The 18,455-nt window shown below is 65.9% G+C and carries 20 protein-coding genes; 12 read left to right on the top strand and 8 right to left on the bottom strand.

Annotation, left to right across the window (positions count from 1 at the left end; genetic code table 11):
* Window positions 1-90: 90 nt before the first annotated feature.
* Window positions 91-957, top strand: a complete 867-nt coding sequence (locus ACQ5SA_RS14555; RefSeq protein WP_353098876.1) for an ankyrin repeat domain-containing protein — start codon at window positions 91-93, stop codon at window positions 955-957.
* 8 nt (window positions 958-965) lie between these two features.
* Here ACQ5SA_RS14555 and yegS read toward each other — a convergent pair whose 3' ends face one another.
* The 4 genes from yegS to ACQ5SA_RS14535 form a co-directional block, all read right to left on the bottom strand.
* Window positions 966-1,898: a lipid kinase YegS gene (yegS, locus tag ACQ5SA_RS14550; RefSeq protein ID WP_499314646.1), complete on the bottom strand. Its 933-nt coding sequence runs from the start codon at window positions 1,896-1,898 to the stop codon at window positions 966-968.
* Window positions 1,899-2,156: 258 nt separating this feature from the next.
* The gene (locus ACQ5SA_RS14545) at window positions 2,157-2,639 is read right to left on the bottom strand and encodes a GNAT family N-acetyltransferase (RefSeq protein WP_499314915.1); all 483 of its coding nucleotides are present in this window, start codon (window positions 2,637-2,639) and stop codon (window positions 2,157-2,159) included.
* 12 nt (window positions 2,640-2,651) lie between these two features.
* Window positions 2,652-3,329: a ribulose-phosphate 3-epimerase gene (rpe, locus tag ACQ5SA_RS14540; protein ID WP_046983681.1), complete on the bottom strand. Its 678-nt coding sequence runs from the start codon at window positions 3,327-3,329 to the stop codon at window positions 2,652-2,654.
* 57 nt (window positions 3,330-3,386) lie between these two features.
* Complete coding sequence (locus ACQ5SA_RS14535) at window positions 3,387-3,716, bottom strand: J domain-containing protein (RefSeq protein WP_230112175.1); 330 nt, start codon at window positions 3,714-3,716, stop codon at window positions 3,387-3,389.
* 144 nt (window positions 3,717-3,860) lie between these two features.
* Between ACQ5SA_RS14535 and ACQ5SA_RS14530 the strand changes: the two genes are divergently transcribed.
* The 8 genes from ACQ5SA_RS14530 (at window position 3,861) to ACQ5SA_RS14495 (ending at window position 11,662) form a co-directional block, all read left to right on the top strand.
* Complete coding sequence (locus ACQ5SA_RS14530) at window positions 3,861-4,787, top strand: phosphoribosylaminoimidazolesuccinocarboxamide synthase (RefSeq protein ID WP_499314645.1); 927 nt, start codon at window positions 3,861-3,863, stop codon at window positions 4,785-4,787.
* A gap of 152 nt (window positions 4,788-4,939) precedes the next feature.
* The gene (locus tag ACQ5SA_RS14525; RefSeq protein WP_230112173.1) at window positions 4,940-5,425 is read left to right on the top strand and encodes an Mpo1 family 2-hydroxy fatty acid dioxygenase; all 486 of its coding nucleotides are present in this window, start codon (window positions 4,940-4,942) and stop codon (window positions 5,423-5,425) included.
* Window positions 5,426-5,757: 332 nt separating this feature from the next.
* Entirely contained in the window at window positions 5,758-8,586 is a 2,829-nt protein-coding gene (locus ACQ5SA_RS14520) for a monovalent cation/H+ antiporter subunit A (RefSeq protein ID WP_499314643.1), read from the top strand.
* Window positions 8,586-8,963, top strand: coding sequence for a Na+/H+ antiporter subunit C (locus ACQ5SA_RS14515; protein ID WP_025874601.1), 378 nt, complete (start codon window positions 8,586-8,588; stop codon window positions 8,961-8,963). The genes ACQ5SA_RS14520 and ACQ5SA_RS14515 overlap by 1 nt, the downstream gene beginning before the upstream one ends.
* Window positions 8,960-10,495, top strand: coding sequence for a monovalent cation/H+ antiporter subunit D (locus ACQ5SA_RS14510; protein ID WP_230112169.1), 1,536 nt, complete (start codon window positions 8,960-8,962; stop codon window positions 10,493-10,495). The genes ACQ5SA_RS14515 and ACQ5SA_RS14510 overlap by 4 nt, the downstream gene beginning before the upstream one ends.
* Window positions 10,492-10,998, top strand: coding sequence for a Na+/H+ antiporter subunit E (locus tag ACQ5SA_RS14505; protein ID WP_176022140.1), 507 nt, complete (start codon window positions 10,492-10,494; stop codon window positions 10,996-10,998). Before ACQ5SA_RS14510 ends, ACQ5SA_RS14505 begins: the two co-directional genes overlap by 4 nt.
* Complete coding sequence (locus ACQ5SA_RS14500; RefSeq protein WP_025874598.1) at window positions 10,995-11,279, top strand: K+/H+ antiporter subunit F; 285 nt, start codon at window positions 10,995-10,997, stop codon at window positions 11,277-11,279. Before ACQ5SA_RS14505 ends, ACQ5SA_RS14500 begins: the two co-directional genes overlap by 4 nt.
* On the top strand, window positions 11,276-11,662 hold the full coding sequence (locus ACQ5SA_RS14495; protein ID WP_108267242.1) for a Na+/H+ antiporter subunit G: 387 nt from the start codon (window positions 11,276-11,278) through the stop codon (window positions 11,660-11,662). Before ACQ5SA_RS14500 ends, ACQ5SA_RS14495 begins: the two co-directional genes overlap by 4 nt.
* A gap of 140 nt (window positions 11,663-11,802) precedes the next feature.
* Here the strand turns inward: ACQ5SA_RS14495 and ACQ5SA_RS14490 are convergent, their stop codons facing one another.
* Window positions 11,803-12,762 (bottom strand): sodium:calcium antiporter, encoded by a 960-nt coding sequence (locus ACQ5SA_RS14490; RefSeq protein ID WP_499314640.1) that lies wholly within the window; start codon window positions 12,760-12,762, stop codon window positions 11,803-11,805.
* A gap of 73 nt (window positions 12,763-12,835) precedes the next feature.
* Entirely contained in the window at window positions 12,836-13,480 is a 645-nt protein-coding gene (locus tag ACQ5SA_RS14485; protein WP_230112165.1) for a hypothetical protein, read from the bottom strand.
* A 124-nt stretch (window positions 13,481-13,604) separates the two neighbouring features.
* Here ACQ5SA_RS14485 and ACQ5SA_RS14480 point away from each other — a divergent pair, with 124 nt between their 5' ends.
* Window positions 13,605-14,141: a hypothetical protein gene (locus tag ACQ5SA_RS14480; protein WP_499314638.1), complete on the top strand. Its 537-nt coding sequence runs from the start codon at window positions 13,605-13,607 to the stop codon at window positions 14,139-14,141.
* A gap of 124 nt (window positions 14,142-14,265) precedes the next feature.
* Here the strand turns inward: ACQ5SA_RS14480 and hmgA are convergent, their stop codons facing one another.
* The gene (hmgA, locus tag ACQ5SA_RS14475) at window positions 14,266-15,564 is read right to left on the bottom strand and encodes a homogentisate 1,2-dioxygenase (protein WP_499314636.1); all 1,299 of its coding nucleotides are present in this window, start codon (window positions 15,562-15,564) and stop codon (window positions 14,266-14,268) included.
* 85 nt (window positions 15,565-15,649) lie between these two features.
* Entirely contained in the window at window positions 15,650-16,762 is a 1,113-nt protein-coding gene (gene hppD, locus ACQ5SA_RS14470) for a 4-hydroxyphenylpyruvate dioxygenase (protein WP_229979519.1), read from the bottom strand.
* Between the two features lie 129 nt (window positions 16,763-16,891).
* Here hppD and ACQ5SA_RS14465 point away from each other — a divergent pair, with 129 nt between their 5' ends.
* The gene (locus ACQ5SA_RS14465; protein WP_050815698.1) at window positions 16,892-17,386 is read left to right on the top strand and encodes a MarR family winged helix-turn-helix transcriptional regulator; all 495 of its coding nucleotides are present in this window, start codon (window positions 16,892-16,894) and stop codon (window positions 17,384-17,386) included.
* Between the two features lie 711 nt (window positions 17,387-18,097).
* A complete protein-coding gene (locus ACQ5SA_RS14460) occupies window positions 18,098-18,325 on the top strand; it encodes a hypothetical protein (protein ID WP_353098867.1) in 228 nt (75 codons plus the stop codon).
* Window positions 18,326-18,455 lie beyond the last annotated feature (130 nt).

Here is an 18,455-nt window from a genome sequence, read left to right as displayed (position 1 = left end):
AGTGAAAGCCGCGCATCTCGATCCGCGACACTTATGGATTATCAGAACATTTTGCTAATGTCACGTCATCATCGGTTCAACAGGAAGATCATGCCCGCCATTCTTCACGCCATGACGACAAGGCTCCTCATCTGCGTGGCTTGGACCGCACTGTTCTTGGCTACGGGCTGCTCTGCCTCCTCTGCACACAGGGCCAATGACTACTTTGAAGGCGGGGCATTACGATTGGCCATTGCCGCCGAGAATGGCGACGTCGAAACCATCCAGCGTCTTATCAAGGACGAAAAAATAGATCCGGATAAAACATTCTCGAATCGGGATGGTATTCCGTTGATCGCGTGGCCCCTGCGAGCCCGCAACATTGAAGGACTCAGGGCATTGCTGGAGGCCGGCGCAGACCCCAATGCGCGCGAGTCAAAGCAGATGAATGGCGAACTGATCAAGTTCGACAACGCGATGGTCTATGCGGCCAAGATGGACGACCCCCGCTTCCTCGAACTCCTGCTGAGACATGGGGGAAACCCCAATACGCGCAACGTCAACAACGAGACATTGCTGCTGCAGGCGTTCCTGAGCGGCAATCAGTGGAAAAACGTGCAGGTTCTGGTGGAGAACGGCGCGGACATCAATGAGTCCAATCTGAAAAGCCTGGGCGATGACACGGTACTGAGCTGGTACACCACGCGAGGCGGCTTTGACTACGCATACTGGCTGCTGGAACATGGTGCTGATCCCGCGATTGCAAAGCCGGAAGGGTCAAGCCAGCCTGGCCGGCAGAAGATGGTCGAGGACATCTACTGGGAAGTCACCACGCCAGACAACCTGCCGTGGCAGAAGAAATGCCAGCAGTGGCTGATCGAACGCAACATTCCCCGCCCACCGATGCCCGAACACATCCGCAGGAAGCGCGAGGCCTTCAAATTCCCGAGCAGGGAAGAAGACATCCCGCTGCTGTAGTTCCTGTATCAGCGGCCGGAAAGCAGCACGCAATCCTCCGGCAGGTGCATCCGCACCCTGCCCGCCACGCATTCGATGCGGAAGCTGCGTGCCTGCACCGGTTCGCCGTCCAGGTTCAACGTCAGCGGCTTCGTGGCTTCGATCTGCAGCCACGGCAACTGCGCCCGCGTGGCGACGCGTTCCAGCGCCGCTTCCTTGCCACCGGTCAGCATCTGTCCAAGGGTGGCTGCGACTTCACCGTCCAGTTCCGGCACCACGGTGACGTCCAGCAGGCCGTCATCGATCAGCGCCTGCGGGCAGAGCTGCTGACCGCCACCGGCCTGACGGCCGTTGCCGATGCCCAGTGCGATGAACCCGCCTTCCCACTGGAAGTCCGGCCCGCTCAGGCGCGCGGTGATCGGTTCGATGCGGCCAAGCTTGGCGATACCAGTGATGACATAGGCCAGGCCGCCGAGCATCTTCTTCAAGCCGGCATCGGTTTCCACCGTGACCTGGGTACCGAAGCCGCCGCTGGCGAGGTTGGCGCACCACCATGGTTTGCCATCGGCATCAACGCGCAGAAGGTCCATCTCTCGCGGCGTGCTGCTGGCAATCAGCTCGAAGGCGTCCTGCGGCTGCACCGGAATACCGGCAGCGGTCGCGAAATCATTGGCAGTACCCATCGGCACCAGCGCCAGCGAAGGCAGTGCCTCGGCCGGCTCGTCCCTATGGGCCAGGGTCTCGGCCACCGCGCTTAGCGTGCCGTCGCCACCGGCCGCCACGATCACGTCTACGCCGTGGTCGATGGCCTCGGCAACGTAGCGCTCGGCGTCACCGTCTTCCCAGGTCACCCGCACTTCCAGGTGTACGCCACGGTCGCGCCAGTGGCCCACGGCATCGCGCAGGTCATCGTTGCCTGCGGACTTGCCGTTGAGGATCAGGCGCCAACGCGGTGTGCTCATGCGGTACTTCCAGGGAAAGGCGGCACAGGCTAGCAATCGCGCGTTCGGGACCAGTGAAAGACGCTGGCAACCGTTCAGGTCAGGTGGTTGGCGCCGCCAGTGCGCGATGTCATGCAGGTGTCATCGGCAGCCCGGAGAATGGAAGGCCATAGCAGGGACGACGGATGGAGGCAGGATCAGCCTCCCACGCATGCAGCAAGGCCACGCCAGTGTTTGGCGTGGCTTTTTTTTGCCTGTCATGCGTGGATGCATTCCGCCTCAACCGTTGGCGAAATCGTGCAGCGCCGCGCCTTCCAGCCGGTACACCGTCCATTCGTCCTGCGGCTTCGCACCGGCGGCGGTGTAGAACTCGATGGCCGGCGTGTTCCAGTCCAGCACCGACCACTCGAAGCGGCCGCAACCTTCAGCCACCGCCTGGCGGGCGATGTACTTCAGCAGCGCTTTGCCCGCACCAGAACCACGCTTTTCCGGACTTACGTACAGGTCTTCCAGGTAGATGCCCTTGCGGCCCAGCCAGGTGGAATAGTTGTAGAAATACACCGCGTAGCCGATGGCGTCGCCGTTCGCCTCACAGACCAGCGCGCGGGCGGTGGCGTCGGGACCGAACAGGCTTTCGGCGATGCCGATCTCATCGGTCTGCACCGAATGCTCGGCCTTCTCGTAGATCGCCAGTTCGCGGATGAAGCGCAGGATCAGGCCGGCATCGGCGACGGTGGCCGGGCGGATGCTCAACACGGCCACCGTGCTCATGGCTCAGCCCCGTGCCGCAGCGACGTTGGCGCGCATCTGCGCGATCACGTCCTGGTAGCTGGTCTTGGCGTTGAAGATGGCCGAGCCGGCGACAAAGGTGTCGGCACCGGCAGCGGCGATCTCACCGATGTTGTCGGCCTTCACGCCACCATCGATCTCCAGGCGGATGTCACGGCCGCTGGCATCGATCTTCTGGCGCACCACGCGCAGCTTGTCCAAGGCCGAAGGAATGAAGGCCTGGCCGCCGAAGCCCGGGTTGACCGACATCAACAGCACCAGGTCGAGGTCGTCCAGCACCCAGTCGAGGATGTCCACCGGGGTGGCCGGGTTGAGCACGATGCCCGGCTTGCAGCCCAGCGAGCGGATCAGCTGGATGGTGCGGTGCACGTGGCGGCTGGCCTCCGGGTGGAAGCTGATGTAGGTGGCACCGGCCTCGGCGAAATCCGGGATGATGCGGTCCACCGGCTCGACCATCAGGTGCACGTCGATCGGTGCGGTGACGCCGTGCTTGCGCAGTGCCTGGCAGACCATCGGGCCAATGGTCAGGTTCGGCACGTAGTGGTTGTCCATCACATCGAAATGGACCCAGTCGGCGCCAGCGGCCAGGACGTTGTCGACTTCCTCGCCCAGGCGGGCGAAGTTGGCCGAGAGGATGGAAGGAGCGATGAGGCAGTTGGACATGGCCGGGGCCTTCGGAACGGGGAAAGGGGTCTCCCGCCCGCAGGCGGGACTGTGGGGTCAGCGCTTGCGCAGGGTCTTGATGCGGTCGTAGGCGGCGTTGATGCGCCGCGACTTGTGTTCGGCCTGCTGCTGCAGCTCGGGGGCGGCGCCGCCCAGCTTGTCGGGGTGGTACTGGGAGATAAGCTTGCGGTAGGCACGCTCGACCTCGGCATCGGTGGCCTCGGAAGTCAGCCCCAGCTCCCGGTACGGGTTCTCCTTGTTCAGGCGGAACCAGTCCGAGTCGAAGGCGTGGCCGATCAACAGGCCGACCACCGCGCCGAACAGCGGATTGGGCCGGAACAGCAGGGCCCCGGCGATGAATCCGAGCAGTTTTCCGTACCAGCGCATGGCGCTCCGGGGTCGGCCGACGAAATGGACGCTCATTTTACGTCACAGCGGGCCCGGACCGCTTTACACTAGGCCGCCCGCTGGTCAGTTGCGGGCCCGCCGGGTCCCCTGGGCAGCCGTCTCGACGAAGCCCCAGGAGTGCCCGTGCCAACCACGCTGTTGCAATCCGATCTCCCCGGCCTGCCCTTGCGCCACCGCGGCAAGGTGCGTGATGTGTTCGATATCCCGCGCGAGCGACTGCCGGCCGGTACCCCGCCGGGGGACTACCTTTTGATGGTCGCCACCGATCGCCTGTCGGCGTTCGACGTGGTCCTGCCCGACCCGATCCCGGGCAAGGGCGAGATGCTCTGCCAGGTGTCCAACTTCTGGTTCGCCAAGACCGCGCACCTGATGCCCAACCACCTGACCGGCATCGACGTGGCCAGCGTGTTGCCCGAAGGCGTGGACGCAGCCCTGTACGCCAAGCGCTCCGTGGTCACCCGCAAGCTGAAGCCGGTACCAGTAGAAGCGATCGCCCGCGGCTACCTGATCGGCAGCGGCTGGAAGGACTACCAGCGCACCGGCAAGGTCAGCGGCATCGACCTGCCCGACGGCCTGCGCCAGGCCGAGCAGTTGCCCGAGCCGATCTTCACCCCCTCGACCAAGGCCGCCGTGGGCGACCATGACGAGAACATCGACTTCGACGCGATGGTGAAGACGGTCGGTGCGGAGATGGCCGAGCGCGTGCGCGACGCCACGCTGCGCATCTACAAGTTCGCGGCCGATTACGCGCGCGAGCGCGGCATCATCCTGGCCGACACCAAGTTCGAGTTCGGTACCGACGCCGACGGTCGCCTGTACATCATGGACGAGATGCTGACACCGGATTCCTCGCGCTACTGGCCTGCCGACGAATACGAAGTGGGCACCAGCCCGCCGAGCTACGACAAGCAGTTCGTGCGCGACTACCTGGAGACGCTGGACTGGGGCAAGACCGCCCCGGGCCCGACCATCCCGGCCGAGATCATCGAGCGCACCCGCGCCAAGTACGCCGAGGCGCTGCAGCGCCTGGCCGGAATCAGCGTCGACTGATTCCCCTGCGCCCCCGGCCGCTCTGGCTGGGGGCGTTCTGAATGCGGTAGTGCCGGCCGCTGGCCGGCAATCTCGCGAACTCGGCTATGCTGGGTTGCCGGCCAGCGGCCGGCACTACCGTTGTCCGACGTTGTCCGAGGAAGCGACGCAGCATGCAGACCACCACCCAGCTTGCGCGGCCGATCGACCGCTACTTCGCCAGCTATTCCGACGACCACCGCAACGTCATCAACCAGCGCATCCACGTGGTGGCGGTGCCGGCGATCCTGTGGTCGGTGGTGGCCCTGCTGTGGTGCATACCGCCGCTGATCACCTGGTTCCAGTACGGCATCTGGTCGGCGTTCGCGATGTTCAGCGCCTGGTGCTTCTACAACAAACTGTCGCGTCCGCTGGGCATCGGCATGCTCATCCAGTTCTTCGTGTTCGGCTGCCTGTGCCGGCTGCTGGAAGCCGAAATCGGCCTGCACAATCTGTTCTGGCTGGCCATCGGCGTCTTCGTCGTCGCCTGGATCGCGCAGTTCATCGGCCATAAGTTCGAGGGCCGCAAGCCCAGCTTCCTGACCGATCTGACCTACCTGCTGATCGGCCCGGCCTGGGTGATGGCCAAGGCCTATCGCAAGCTCGACTGGCGCTACTGACCTGCGTCGCCGCATCGACGCCTTCGTTTCCTGAACGGGCAGATGCCATCACCCACGCTGCACGGCGCGCCTGCCAGCCTGCCCCGGTGACCTCCCCTCCCTGTCCCGCCCAGCGGCGGCGGTCCCTGTGCGACAGGGGCTGCGGTCTCCCTGCGTGGGCGTAGGGTGGACCTGCCAACCGGGTCCTGACGGGGCATCCGCGCCGCATGCTGCATCGCAGAAAAAATGAATCAGCGCACGTTACATGCAATTGATCGCTGTTCAATGGGTTTCGGCGACATTTGGCGGCCTGTTATGCTCCCTGACCTGCTCGTGAATCATGGATTCCCTGCATGCTCCCCAGCCTGCCCCCGCTGCTGGCCCTGCCGTTCCTCATGGCAGTGGCTGTCGCAGCCTTCCCCCGTAGTTCGCGCTCGACTGCTGCCTGGCTGGCGGCGCTGGCGCCGTTGGGCGGGCTGGCGATCCTCGCCTGGCTGACCCCGTCGGTCATCGATGGCCAAGTGGTGCGCACGATGGTGCCGTGGCTGCCGCAGATCGGCCTGGACTTCACCCTGCGTCTGGACGGGCTGGCCTGGATGTTCGCCGGGCTGGTGCTGGGTATCGGCGCGCTGGTGGTGCTGTATGCGCGCTACTACCTGAGCCCGCAGGACAACGCGCACCGCTTCTACACCTACCTGTTGCTTTTCATGGGCGCCATGCTGGGCATGGTGCTGTCGGGCAACCTGTTGCTGCTGATGATCTTCTGGGAAATGACCAGCATCAGCTCGTTCCTGCTGATCGGTTTCTGGTCGCATCGCCAGGACGCCCGCGAGGGCGCACGGATGGCGCTGGTGATCACCGGCGGCGGCGGCCTGGCCCTGCTGGCCGGCGTGCTGCTGATCGGCCGCATCGTCGGCAGCTTCGATCTGGACGTGGTGCTGGCTGCCGGCGAGCAGATCCGCGCCAGCGCGCTGTACCCCTACGCGTTGTTCCTGGTGCTGGCGGGCATCTTCACCAAGAGCGCGCAGTTCCCGTTCCACTTCTGGCTGCCGCACGCGATGGCCGCACCCACCCCGGTGTCGGCCTACCTGCACTCGGCCACCATGGTGAAGGCCGGCGTGTTCCTGCTGGCGCGCCTGCATCCGGCGTTGGCCGGCAGCGATCTGTTCTTCTACACGGTCAGCGGCATCGGTGCGATCACCCTGCTGATCGGTGCCTGGAACGCGATCTTCCAGCATGACCTGAAGGGCCTGCTGGCCTATTCGACGATCTCGCACCTGGGCCTGATCACCCTGCTGTTCGGCCTGTCCACGCCGATGGCGGTGGTGGCCGGCGTGTTCCATATCCTCAACCACGCGACCTTCAAGGCGTCGCTGTTCATGGCCGCCGGCATCATCGACCACGAGACCGGCACCCGTGACATGCGCAAGCTCGGTGGCCTGCGCAGGCTGATGCCGTTCACCAGCGCGCTGGCGATCATCGCCTCGCTGGCGATGGCCGGCATCCCGCTGCTCAACGGCTTCCTGTCCAAGGAAATGCTGTTCGCCGAAGCGCTGTCGGCCGGTGGCACCGACACCATGCGCACGGCGGTGTCGATCGCCGCGCTGCTGGCCGGTGTATTCGGTGTGGCCTACAGCCTGCGCTTCGTGCACGACACCTTCTTCGGCAAGGGCCCGCATGGCCTGGACCGCGTGCCGCACGAGCCGCCGCGCTGGATGAAGGTGCCGGTGGAGATCCTGGTGGTGATCTGCGTGGCGGTGGGTATCGCCCCGGCACTGACGGTGGCGCCGATACTGCATGCGGCAGCCGCCTCGATCCTCGGCAGCGCGATGCCCGAATACAACCTGTCGATCTGGCATGGCTTCAACCTGCCGCTGGCAATGAGCGCCGCGGGCGTGGTCGGTGGCGTGGCCCTCTACTTCGGCCTGCGCAAGCTGATCGACCTGCACGCGGTGACCAACACCACGCCGGGCCGCAATGCCTTCCACCACCAGCTGGACCTGCTGTCGGCCGGCGCGCAGCGGTTGACCGCCGGCATCGCCAACGGCAGCCTGCAGCGGATGCTGCTGGGCCTGGTGCTGGTGGCGATCGTGGTGGCCGCCGCGCCCTACATCGCCAACCCCGCCTCGCCGAACTGGACCAAGCCGCAGCCGATACCGCTGCTGGGCTGGGCACTGTGGCTGGTGATGATGTCCTGCGCGGTAGCGACCCTGCGCATGTACAAGCAGCGCCTGCTGGCGGTGTTGCTGGTCGGCGGTGTCGGCCTGATGGTGGCGCTGACCTTCGTGTTCCTTTCCGCACCGGACCTGGCGCTGACCCAGCTGCTGGTGGAGATGGTGACCCTGGTGCTGATGCTGTTGGGCATGAACTACCTGCCCGCACAGTCCGGCCCGGAGCGGCCGCGCTGGCGCAAGCGCCGTGATGCGCTGATCGCGATCGTGGCCGGTGCCGGCCTCGGCGCACTGGCCTACAGCGCGATGACGCTGCCGCCGAACACCATGGCCGGCGAACTGCTTGCCCGCGCACTGCCCGAGGCATATGGCCAGAACGTGGTCAACGTGATCCTGGTCGACTTCCGCGGCTTCGATACCTTCGGCGAGATCACCGTGTTCGGCATCGCCGCACTGGTCGTGCATGCGCTGCTGCGACGCACGCGGATGGCGCCGGAGCAGATCATGCCCGGCCCGCCGATCAAGCTGCCGGTGCCGGCCGATCTGGCCCAGATCATGTTCCCACTGACCCTGACGGTCTCCATCTTCCTGTTCCTGCGCGGCCACAACGCGCCGGGCGGCGGCTTCATCGCCGGCCTGGTGCTGGCAGTGCCGCTGCTGATCCAGTACGTGATCCAGGGCACCGCGTCGGTGGAATCGCGCTTCGGCTTCGACTACATCCGCTGCATCGGTACCGGCCTGCTGATCGCCATCCTCAGCGGCGGTGCGTCGATGCTGTTCGGCGTGCCATTCCTGACCAGCGGTCACCTGGACCTGCATCTGCCGTTGATCGGCGAAGTGCCGCTGGCCAGCGCGATTGGTTTTGACATCGGCGTGTACCTGGTGGTGTTCGGTGGCGCGATGCTGATGCTGTCGATGATGGCCACCGTCAAACCCTCGCGGACGCGCACCGCGCGCAAGGGCGAGATCGACCTGCAACGCCGCTCGGCACGAACGGGGGAGATGCACTGATGGAACTGGCCCTGGCCTCTGCGATCGGCGTGCTGACCGCCATCGGCATCTACCTGCTGCTGCGTGCACGCAGCTTCGATGTGATCCTTGGCATGACCTTCCTGTCCTACGCCACCAACCTGCTGATCTTCGCCGGTGGCCGCGTGGTGCAGGGCAAGGCACCGGTGCTGCAGGAAGGCGTGGAAAGCCACCTCGGCAACTACACCGATCCGCTGCCGCAGGCACTGGTATTGACCGCGATCGTGATCGCGTTTGCGATGACCGCCGTCAGCATCGTGCTGGCCATGCGCAGCCGCAGCGACAACCACAGTGACCATGTGGATGCGCACGAGCCGGACGACGATGCACCGCCGCGCCGGGGCGAGGACCGCGCATGAATCATCTGGTGATCCTGCCGATCCTGGTACCGCTGCTCGGCGCTGCGCTGTCGCTGTTCGTCGAACACCGGCGCTATGGGCCGAAGGTGCAACGCGCCGTGGCGTGGACATCGCTGGCCGCGCTGGCGGTGGTGGTCGGCCTGTTGTTTGCCGACACCGTGGGCGGTGACATCCGCGTGTACCTGTTGGGCGACTGGCCATCACGGCTGGGCATCGCGCTGGTGGCCGACCAGTTGTCCGCGTGGATGCTGCTGACCACCCTGTTGCTGGCCATTCCGTGCCTGCTGCACGCGTGTTCGGGGTGGGACCGGCGCGCACCGCACTTCCATGCGCTGTTCCAGTTCCAGCTGGTGGGCCTCAATGGCGCCTTCCTGACCGGCGACATCTTCAACCTGTTCGTGTTCTTCGAGGTGATGCTGATCGCCTCCTACGGCCTGCTGCTCAGTGGCGGTCGTGGCCTGCGCATGCGCATCGGCCTGCACTACGTGGTGTTCAACGTCACTGCCTCGACCCTGTTCCTGATCGCGTTGGGCCTGCTGTACGCCTCGCTGGGGTCGTTGAACATGGCCGAGCTGTCGCAGCGCATTGCCGAGGTACCGCCCGCGCAGCTGACCCTGGTGAAGGCGACGATGGGCCTGTTGCTGCTGGTGTTCTGTGCCAAGGCGGCGCTGATGCCGCTGTACCTGTGGCTGCCCGAATCGTATGCGCGTGCACCGGCTGCGGTGGCGGCGCTGTTCGCGATCATGACCAAGGTGGGCCTGTATGCCGTGCTGCGCATCCAGATGCTGTGGTTCGGCGAGGATGCGGGTGCGATGGCCGGCTACGGCCGCGACTGGCTGCTGTGGGCCGGCGTAGCGACGCTGGTGCTGGGCGGCCTGGGCGCGTTGGCAGCAGCGCGCCTGCGCGTGTTGATTTCGTATCTGGTGATCGTCTCGGCGGCGACGCTGTTCATCGCGTTCTCTGTCGGCACGCCGAAGGTGCTGTCGGCCGGCCTGTATTACCTGCCGCACAGCAGCTTCGTCGCCGCCGCACTGTTCCTGGTCGCCGACCTGATCCGACGCCGCCGTGGCGGCGCCAGCGACCGCAAGGAAGTGATCGCGCCGATGCCCGGCAAGGAGACGCCCGCCGTGCTGTTCCTGATTGCGGCGGTGTCAGTTGCCGGTCTGCCGCCGCTGTCCGGCTTCCTGGCCAAGGCCGCGCTGTTGGCCGGCATGCCCGCGCAGTACACCGGCGCAGTATGGACGGCGGTGCTGGTCAGCAGCCTGCTGGTCATCATGGGCCTGACCCGCGGTGGCATCCGACTGTTCTGGCGCGTGCCGCTGCCCGATCCCGATGCACCGCCGCCACGCAAGGCACCGCTGCGCCGTGTGGAGCTGTTTGCCGCCTGCATCCTGCTGGCGTACGGCATCGGCATGACGCTGTTCGCTGCGCCGCTGATGCAGCACACCGACGCCATCGCCACCCAGCTGCTGCAGCCGGGCGATTACGTGCAGCAGTTGCGCGCGACCACGCCGGAGATCCGCCAGCCATGACCGCCAAGCGTTCCCCGATCCGCCGCCTGCTGCCCTCGCCCGCGCTGAGCGTGATGGTGGTGGTGTTCTGGCTGCTGATGTCCGACAGCTTCACGCTCGGCCAGTTCCTGCTGGGCCTGATGCTGGGCGTGGTGATTCCGTTGTTTGCTGCGCGCCTGGACCGCGAGTTCGCCCGCATCGGCACCCTGCGGCCGCTGCCGAAGCTGCTGTTCGTGACGCTGTGGGACATCCTGATGTCCAACATCCGCGTGGCCATCCAGGTGCTGGGCCCGGAAAAGAACATCCACCCCGGTTTCATCTGGCTGCCGCTGGACATCGCCAACATCCACGGCATCGCCGCGCTGACCAGCATGATCACCCTGACCCCTGGCACGGTGTCGGCCGCGCTCAGCGACGACCGCAGGTTCCTGCTGGTGCACGTGCTGCACCTGGACGACCCGCAGGCGCTGATCGACACGATCAAGCGCCGTTATGAAGCCCCGTTGATGGAGATCTTCCCATGACTGGATTCCAGATCATCCAGACCACCCTGGTGGTGTGCATGCATGTGGTCGGCCTGGCCATGCTGCTGGCCACCTGGCGCCTGCTGCGCGGGCCGACCGTGCCAGACCGCATCCTGGCACTGGACACGCTGTCGGTGACGGCCATCGCCGAGCTGATGCTGTTCGGCATGTACCTCAATTCGGCGATCTACTTCGAGGCGGCATTGATCATTGCCATGCTCGGCTTCGGCAGCACCGTCGTGCTGAGCAAGTTCGTGCTGCGGCGGGACATCGTCGAATGATCACCTTCATCCAGATCGCGCTGTCGATCCTGCTGCTGTTCGGCTGCTTCTTCATCCTGGTCGGCGCACTGGGCCTGGTGAAGCTGTCCACCTTCTTCAAGCGTCTGCACGCACCGACCAAGGCCAGCACGCTGGGCGTGGGCTGCGTGCTGGTGTGTTCGGTGTGTTACCACATCTTCCTGGGCCAGGACCCGCAGCCGCGCGAGCTGCTGATCACCGTGTTCCTGTTCATCACCGCGCCGATCAGCGCGCATCTGATGGCCAAAGCGGCACTGTCGCTGCTGATGGAAACGCGCCCCACTCTGCCGGGTAACGAGCGTGCGGAAGAAGAGCAACTGCCGCCGCCGGAACCGGAGCGGGAAGAGGAAACCACCACGCGTTGACGGTGGGTGCCGACCGTTGGTCGGCACTACCCCGGATAACCGCCAGTAGAGCCAGGCCATGCCTGGCTGCGGGTTCGCCGACTTGCCGGCCAGCGGCCGGCACTACCGGGTCCACGCGCGGCGTGGATCCATCGCATCGGTCAGACCGGTGTGACCAGCGCGATTTCCAGCCCCAACCAGGCCACGAACGCACCCAGCAGCACCGCGCCTTCAACGCGGCTGATGCGCAGGTCGCCTCGCAACATCGGGTACAGCACCAACGCGAAGGCCAGCAGCGCCGGCAGTTCCAGGCGTACGAACGAGGCGGGCAGCGCCAGCGGCTGCAGCAGCCCCATCGCACCGATCACCAGCATCAGGTTGACTACGCTGGAACCGAGCACGTGGCCCAGCACCATGTCGCCGTGGCCACGGCGCGCCGCCGCGACGGCGGCTGCCACCTCCGGCAACGCGGTGCCGATCGCCACCGGCAGCAGACCGACCAGCAGGGGTGTCCATCCCAGCGCGGTGCCGAAATCAGCGGCCGCACCGACCATCAGGCGCGCGCCCCAGTACAGCGCCAGCCCTGCGAACAGCACGCGCAACACGTTCAACGGCAGGCTGGTGCGGCTCAGTGCCGACTCGGCGATGACCGCCTGTACCTCGGCGCTCTCATGGCGCCCGCGTCGCAGCAGCAGAAACTGCACCACCACGAACCCGGCCACCAGCACGCCGGCCTCCCAACGCACCAGGCGACCATCGAGCCCGAACACGATCAGCAGCAGGCCCGCGGCCAGCAACGCCCACCACAGCACCGTCTGCAGGCGGGCACGCAACAACAGTGGGGCGGCAATGGCAGCCATTGCCAAGGTCAGGCCGAGGTTGACCACGCTGCTGCCGACGGCGTTGCCCAAGGCCAGCTCCGGCTGCCCCACCACCAGCGCGCGGGCGTTGACCGCCAGCTCCGGCAGCGAAGTAGTGATGCCCAGCAACAGCAGGCCAGCGGTGAATGCGCTGGCACCGAAGCGCTGCGCCAGGCCGGAAACGGCTTTGACGATGGAGTCCCCACCCAGGGCCAGCAACAGCAGGCCAAGCAGAAACCAGGCAATGGCAATGGCGATCATCGAGCACTCCCCAGCGGTCGTGGCGCGATTCTACGCTCGGCCCACCCGCTGCGGGTGAGCCGAGGATGGTGGATCAGCCGCAACCTTCGGCGTAGTCCACCTGCGGGGTTTTACCGACCCGCCAAGCGCCGACCTTGCCGTCAGCGCCAAGAGCGAAATCGATGATCGCCGCGCCCTCCTGCGCCGGGCGCACGCGCAGGTGCTGGGCCTTATCGTCGTACTTGTCCGGGCCGACGTCTGCGCGCTCGGGATAGAGCACCTGCAGCTCGCCCAGGGTCATGCCGACGCGGCCGCCACCGGGGGCGACGATGGACGGGCTGCGCACGTCGTAGCGGACCAGCTTGCGCGCCTCGAACATCAGGCGCGGGTCTTCGGCGTCCTGCGGGCGCAGGAAGTAGCAGCCTTCATTGGCATCGTCGGCAGGTAGCGGCTTGCCGGCGGCATCGGTACCCAGGCCCTGCAAGGGAGTGCCGAAGCCGCTGCGGACCTCGGCGATGCCGGCGCCCAGCGTGGCGCCGCCGAATCCATCCAGGCGTGCCGGGCTGTCGCGGCGCGGGTCCACCGGTGAAGCGGTGGCCAGATCGGCGTCGGCGGGGACGGAGGCATCCTTCGCCGGTGCGGTGGCGGCGGCAGGTGCATCCGGCGCGGCGGTATCGGGACTACGGTTGCAGGCGGCCAGCGACAACAGCAGCAGGCCGGCAATCGGGAGGTGCTTCATCGGTGCGGATCCTTGGCACAGGGTGGGTGCACGCTACCCCAGCGCGCGTGCAGGCGCTGCATTGTCATCGCGGTTTCATCGCCCTCATTCAGGCTGGGCAAGCACCGACTTGGCTGTCCTCCCCATGCAACCGCGCAAGACCGACCTCGCCCGAACCGCGCTGCAGGCCCACCGCGCGCCGCTGGACATGCGCCAGCGACGGCTGCTGATCCTGTGCGATGGCCAGCGCAGCATCCCCGAGCTGACCGGACTGCTGGGGCAGGACGCAGCAGCGATGGTGATCCAGCTGATCCAGGCCGGCTACCTGGTGACCGGCGCGGACGCCGCCGTTTCCATGCAACCTGCGCCGATTGTGGCTGCTGCTCCGCTGGCGCCGCCAGTCGCCGCAGCATCCGCCGCGCCAGTCGAGCGACGCCGCTCACTTGTCGCCGCGCGCATCTATGTGCTGGGAATCCTGGAGATGCAGCGGCATCCCAACGCAGCGGCGCTGTTCCGCGACCTGCAGCAGGCGCGCGCCGAAAACGAGGTACTGCGGGTGATGCAATCAGCGCTGCAGGTGCTGCCGGCGCTGACCTCGGAAGGGTACTGCCAGCGCGTGCGGCAGCGGCTGATGGAGGCGCTGCCGGTGGAGCATTGCAGCGCGTTCGCGGCCATTGCCTGAACCGGTGAACAGCATCCACGCATGGCGTGGATCTACTGGGAAGCGCGATAGCGCACCCGCACATGGCGCGGATCCATCCGTGTGCGTGGTGCAGTAGATCCACGCCATGCGTGGATGCGGACGATCAACGGAAATTGTTGCGCAGGCCGTTCCAGCACTGCTGGTAATCACCCTGCCGATGGCCCGCGGCCAGCGCCTGCGCGGTCGGACGGATCACGCCACGGGTCTCGAACATGAAGGCCATGGTGTCCTTGATCACGTCCGGCTTGGACAGGTCTGCACTGGAGGCCTTGTCGAAGGTCGGCGCATCCGGACCGTGGCCGCTCATGCAGTTGTGCAGCGACGCACCGCCCGGCACGAAGCCTTCGGCCTTGGCGTCGTAGGCACCATGCACCAGGCCCATGAACTCGCTGGCGATGTTGCGGTGGAACCACGGCGGACGGAACGTGTTCTGCGCCACCAGCCAGCGCGGCGGGAAGATCGCAAAGTCCATGTTGCTGGTGCCCGGGGTGTCGCTGGGCGAGTGCAGCACCAGGAAGATCGACGGATCCGGGTGGTCGTGGCTGATCGAGCCGATGGTGTTGAAGCGGCGCAGATCATAGCGGTACGGCGCGTAGTTGCCGTGCCAGGCGACCACGTCCAGCGGCGAATGATTGATCGGCGCACGCCACAGGCGGCCGTCGAACTTGGCAATCAGTTCGAAATCGCCGTCGACGTCTTCGAACGCGGCATGCGGGGTCTCGAAATCGCGCGGATTGGCCAGGCCGTTGGAACCGATCGGGCCCAGGTCGGGCAGCTTCAGCAGTGTGCCGAAGTTCTCGCAGATGTAGCCGCGGCTCGGGCCATCCGGCAGCTCGACGCGGAAGCGCACGCCGCGCGGAATCACCGCGATCTGCTGCGGTTCGATCTCGATCACGCCCAGCTCGGTCAGCAGGCGCAGGCTGCCCAGCTGCGGCACGATCAGCAGTTCGCCGTCGGCGTCGTAGAAGTAGCGGCCGACCATGTCACGGTTGGCTGCGTACAGATGGATGCCGACACCGGCATGCGCGTCGGGCGAGCCGTTGCCGCCCATCGTGTACAGGCCTTCGACGAAATCGGTGGGCAGCTCCGGCAGCGGCAGCGGGCTCCAGCGCAGCTGGTTCGGCGATGCCGGCTGCGCACCGAAATCACACTGCAGCTGCGATTGCGCGAACGGAGTGAACTCGCCGTGGTTCACCGCCGGACGGATCCGGTACAGCCAGCTGCGGCGGTTGCTGCCGCGCGGTGCGGTGAACGCAGTGCCGGTCAGCTGTTCGGCATACAGGCCATGGGCCACCTTCTGCGGCGAGTTCTGGCCAATGGGCAGTGCGCCGGGCACGGCCTCGCTGGCGAATTCGTTGCCGAAACCGGTCTGGTAGCCACGGGCGGTAATGGAGGGGGACATGGGAGCTCCAGAGGTTGCCGGCCAGCGGCCGGCACTACCATTCGAACAGGAATTGCCGGCCAGTGGCCGGCATTGCCTGCAGACCTTACAGCACGCCGCGGCGGATCTGGTCGCGCTCGATGCTCTCGAACAGCGCGGTGAAGTTGCCTTCGCCGAAGCCTTCGTTGCCCTTGCGCTGGATGATCTCGAAGAAGATCGGGCCGATGCAGTTCTGGGTGAAGATCTGCAGCAGCTTGCGCTGGTGGGTTTCCGGATCGGCATCGATCAGGATCTTGTTCTTGGCCAGGCGGGCGACGTCCTCACCGTGGTTCGGCACGCGCTGATCGATCACGTCGAAGTAGGTCTCCGGCGTGTCGAGGAAAGCCACGCCCTGCGCGCGCATTGCTTCAACGGTGTCGTAGATGTTCTCGGTGAAGCAGGCGATGTGCTGGATGCCCTCGCCCTTGTACGCGTCCAGATACTCGTTGATCTGGCTCTTCGGGTCGGACGATTCGTTCAGCGGGATGCGCACGATGCCGTCCGGCGCGGTCATCGCCTTGGACACCAGGCCGGTCTTCAGGCCCTTGATGTCGAAGTAGCGGATCTCGCGGAAGTTGAACAGGCGCTCGTAGTAGTCCGACCACTGCTGCATGTTGCCGAAGTACAGGTTGTGGGTCAGGTGGTCGATGAAGGTCAGGCCGAAGCCCTTCGGGCGCAGCTCGGCGCCAGCGATCAGCTCGTAGTCGCCATCGAAGATGCTGCCGGCATCGCCGTAGCGGTCCACCAGGTACAGCATGCAGTCGCCGATGCCCTTGATGATCGGGGCGTTGACCGCCTTGCTCTCCGGCTTGAAGGCGATGGCTTCAGCGCCATTGCCCAGCGCGGTCTGGTAGACCTCCGCACCCGGCTTCTTGAAGCGGATGGCGAAGCCGCAGGCGCACGGGCCGTGCTTTTCAGCGAAGTCGGCAGCGAACGAGTCGGGGTCTTCATTGACCAGGAAGTTGACGTCGCCCTGGCGATAGACGGTAATCGGACGCTGCTTGTGCTTGAGCACCGCGCTGAAGCCCATCTTGCGGAAGTACTCGTGCAGCTCGGCGCCACGGCCGGCCGGTGCGGCGAATTCGACGAACTCGAAGCCGTCGATGCCCATCGGGTTTTCGAAGGTGGTGACCTGCATGCCAGGGTTGGGATGCGAGGCGGACGGGACTGCGGTATTCATGGCGTGGCTCCGAATCGGTGCCGCATCGGCACAAACCAGGTGCGGGCGGGGTTGGACCCGGCGAGAATGCAGGGTACGGACCCAACACTTATAGTTACACTTGAAACCACCAGCAAGGTGCACCGCAACATGAGCCCCGCCGATCCCGCTTCCACCCGCCTGCGTGCCTCCCACGTCCTGCTCGATCTGGAACAGTTCCTGCCGTACCGGCTGAGCGTGCTGTCCAACCGGGTCAGCGGCAATATCGCCAAGCTGTACGGCGACCGCTATGGCCTGGCCATTCCGGAGTGGCGGGTGATCACCATCCTGGCGCTGTACCCCGGGTCGTCGGCCAGCGAGGTCTCCGACCGCACGGCGATGGACAAGGTGGCGGTCAGCCGCGCGGTGGCCCGCCTGCTGGAGCGCGGTTTCATCAAGCGTGAGACGCATGGCGATGACCGCCGACGTTCGGTGCTGGCCCTGTCGGCGGCGGGGTTCGAGGTGTACGAGACGATCGCACCGATGGTGATCGAGATCACCCGCAAGCTGATGTCGGTGCTGAGCGAGGAAGAGGAGCAGGTGCTGGAGAAGCTGATTCTGCGCCTGGCCGGGGATGGCCTGGAGCGGATGGGCGAAGGGGTCTGAGGGGTTTCCGGGGCTGCGCCCCGGGCCCTGCAGAGACTCTCAAGCAACGGCAACGGCGCAAAGCCAGCTTCCTGCAGCTGGACGGGGTGGAGCCGATTGCGGGGGACGCCGTGAATCCGTCCCTGGAGGCTCGGTCGCGCCATCCATGGCGCTCACGCCCCCGCAATCGGCTCCACCCCGCCTTCGACAATTTCCCGCTGCTGTTGGTAGGTGTCGACCTTGGTCGACACATGGATCCACGCCATGCGTGGATGATGTCGCGGGCTGCGCTGTGAGGGATCCAGCGCGCTCCATCGATGACGTGCAACGCGTGGTGTTCATGGCCCGCCGACAAACGGTCTTTCGGCCGGGTTCGACTCGACGTGTCGCGTTTACCACCTGATGTTTCGGCATCGGGCCGGTAGCGTCCTGATCGACAGAGCCGTTGTATCGAAATTCGCGCATCGAATGGCATTGCCTATTGGACTGCCGGTCCCATCGGCCTGAGGGTAGGCGCACAGCGGAGCACCGCTGCCGGGGTTGAAAGCCCGATGATCCGAAGGAAACCACGCCGCACCCGTCGCCGTCCTTCGCGGGCGGCGGCGACTCGCGCTGCCCTGCTTTGGCGGGCGGTGCGTGGGGCCGCATGGCCGCCGTTCTTCCTTCGGATCACGGTCTTTCAACCACGCATCGCCTGCCGCCTTTCCGGCGGACTCGCCACGGAGCTTCGCCATGACACGTCCCCATCACCCCACTACCGAGCCCATCGACTGCGAAGCCGACCTGCAGCGCATCGATGAGGCATTGGCCACGCTGGAAACCGTCACCGAGGCGTGGCTCGAACATCATCGCCTGAAGGCCTGCCAGCCAGGCCTGCTGCTGTCGTTGAACCGGCTGCTTGACCTGACCAGTCTCGCCAAGGGCTACGCCAGTGCGCTGCGGGTGATTGCCGAACCCTGAGTGGTGGATGCGGAACCACCAGCACCAGCAGTAGATCCACGCCATGAGTGGATGCGGGACCACCAGCGCCAGCAGTAGATCCACGCCATGCGTGGATGCGGCCTCACGCGTGGATGCCCCACGTACTCAG

The organism is Stenotrophomonas indicatrix (genome assembly GCF_050573115.1).
Classification (GTDB): domain Bacteria; phylum Pseudomonadota; class Gammaproteobacteria; order Xanthomonadales; family Xanthomonadaceae; genus Stenotrophomonas; species Stenotrophomonas lactitubi_A.
Note: the sequence above shows the minus strand (reverse complement) of the source record. Positions and strands in the feature narration are given on the sequence as shown.

Excerpts from the sequence above, each read along its gene's own strand:
- ACQ5SA_RS14555 (WP_353098876.1), top strand. The coding sequence starts at position 91 with ATGCCCGCCATTCTTCACGCCATGACGACAAGGCTCCTCATCTGCGTG.
- yegS (WP_499314646.1), bottom strand. The coding sequence starts at position 1,898 with ATGAGCACACCGCGTTGGCGCCTGATCCTCAACGGCAAGTCCGCAGGC.
- rpe (WP_046983681.1), bottom strand. The coding sequence starts at position 3,329 with ATGTCCAACTGCCTCATCGCTCCTTCCATCCTCTCGGCCAACTTCGCC.
- ACQ5SA_RS14535 (WP_230112175.1), bottom strand. The coding sequence starts at position 3,716 with ATGCGCTGGTACGGAAAACTGCTCGGATTCATCGCCGGGGCCCTGCTG.
- ACQ5SA_RS14525 (WP_230112173.1), top strand. The coding sequence starts at position 4,940 with ATGCAGACCACCACCCAGCTTGCGCGGCCGATCGACCGCTACTTCGCC.
- ACQ5SA_RS14520 (WP_499314643.1), top strand. The coding sequence starts at position 5,758 with ATGCTCCCCAGCCTGCCCCCGCTGCTGGCCCTGCCGTTCCTCATGGCA.
- ACQ5SA_RS14515 (WP_025874601.1), top strand. The coding sequence starts at position 8,586 with ATGGAACTGGCCCTGGCCTCTGCGATCGGCGTGCTGACCGCCATCGGC.
- ACQ5SA_RS14510 (WP_230112169.1), top strand. The coding sequence starts at position 8,960 with ATGAATCATCTGGTGATCCTGCCGATCCTGGTACCGCTGCTCGGCGCT.
- ACQ5SA_RS14505 (WP_176022140.1), top strand. The coding sequence starts at position 10,492 with ATGACCGCCAAGCGTTCCCCGATCCGCCGCCTGCTGCCCTCGCCCGCG.
- ACQ5SA_RS14500 (WP_025874598.1), top strand. The coding sequence starts at position 10,995 with ATGACTGGATTCCAGATCATCCAGACCACCCTGGTGGTGTGCATGCAT.
- ACQ5SA_RS14495 (WP_108267242.1), top strand. The coding sequence starts at position 11,276 with ATGATCACCTTCATCCAGATCGCGCTGTCGATCCTGCTGCTGTTCGGC.
- ACQ5SA_RS14490 (WP_499314640.1), bottom strand. The coding sequence starts at position 12,762 with ATGATCGCCATTGCCATTGCCTGGTTTCTGCTTGGCCTGCTGTTGCTG.
- ACQ5SA_RS14485 (WP_230112165.1), bottom strand. The coding sequence starts at position 13,480 with ATGAAGCACCTCCCGATTGCCGGCCTGCTGCTGTTGTCGCTGGCCGCC.
- ACQ5SA_RS14480 (WP_499314638.1), top strand. The coding sequence starts at position 13,605 with ATGCAACCGCGCAAGACCGACCTCGCCCGAACCGCGCTGCAGGCCCAC.
- hmgA (WP_499314636.1), bottom strand. The coding sequence starts at position 15,564 with ATGTCCCCCTCCATTACCGCCCGTGGCTACCAGACCGGTTTCGGCAAC.
- hppD (WP_229979519.1), bottom strand. The coding sequence starts at position 16,762 with ATGAATACCGCAGTCCCGTCCGCCTCGCATCCCAACCCTGGCATGCAG.
- ACQ5SA_RS14465 (WP_050815698.1), top strand. The coding sequence starts at position 16,892 with ATGAGCCCCGCCGATCCCGCTTCCACCCGCCTGCGTGCCTCCCACGTC.
- ACQ5SA_RS14460 (WP_353098867.1), top strand. The coding sequence starts at position 18,098 with ATGACACGTCCCCATCACCCCACTACCGAGCCCATCGACTGCGAAGCC.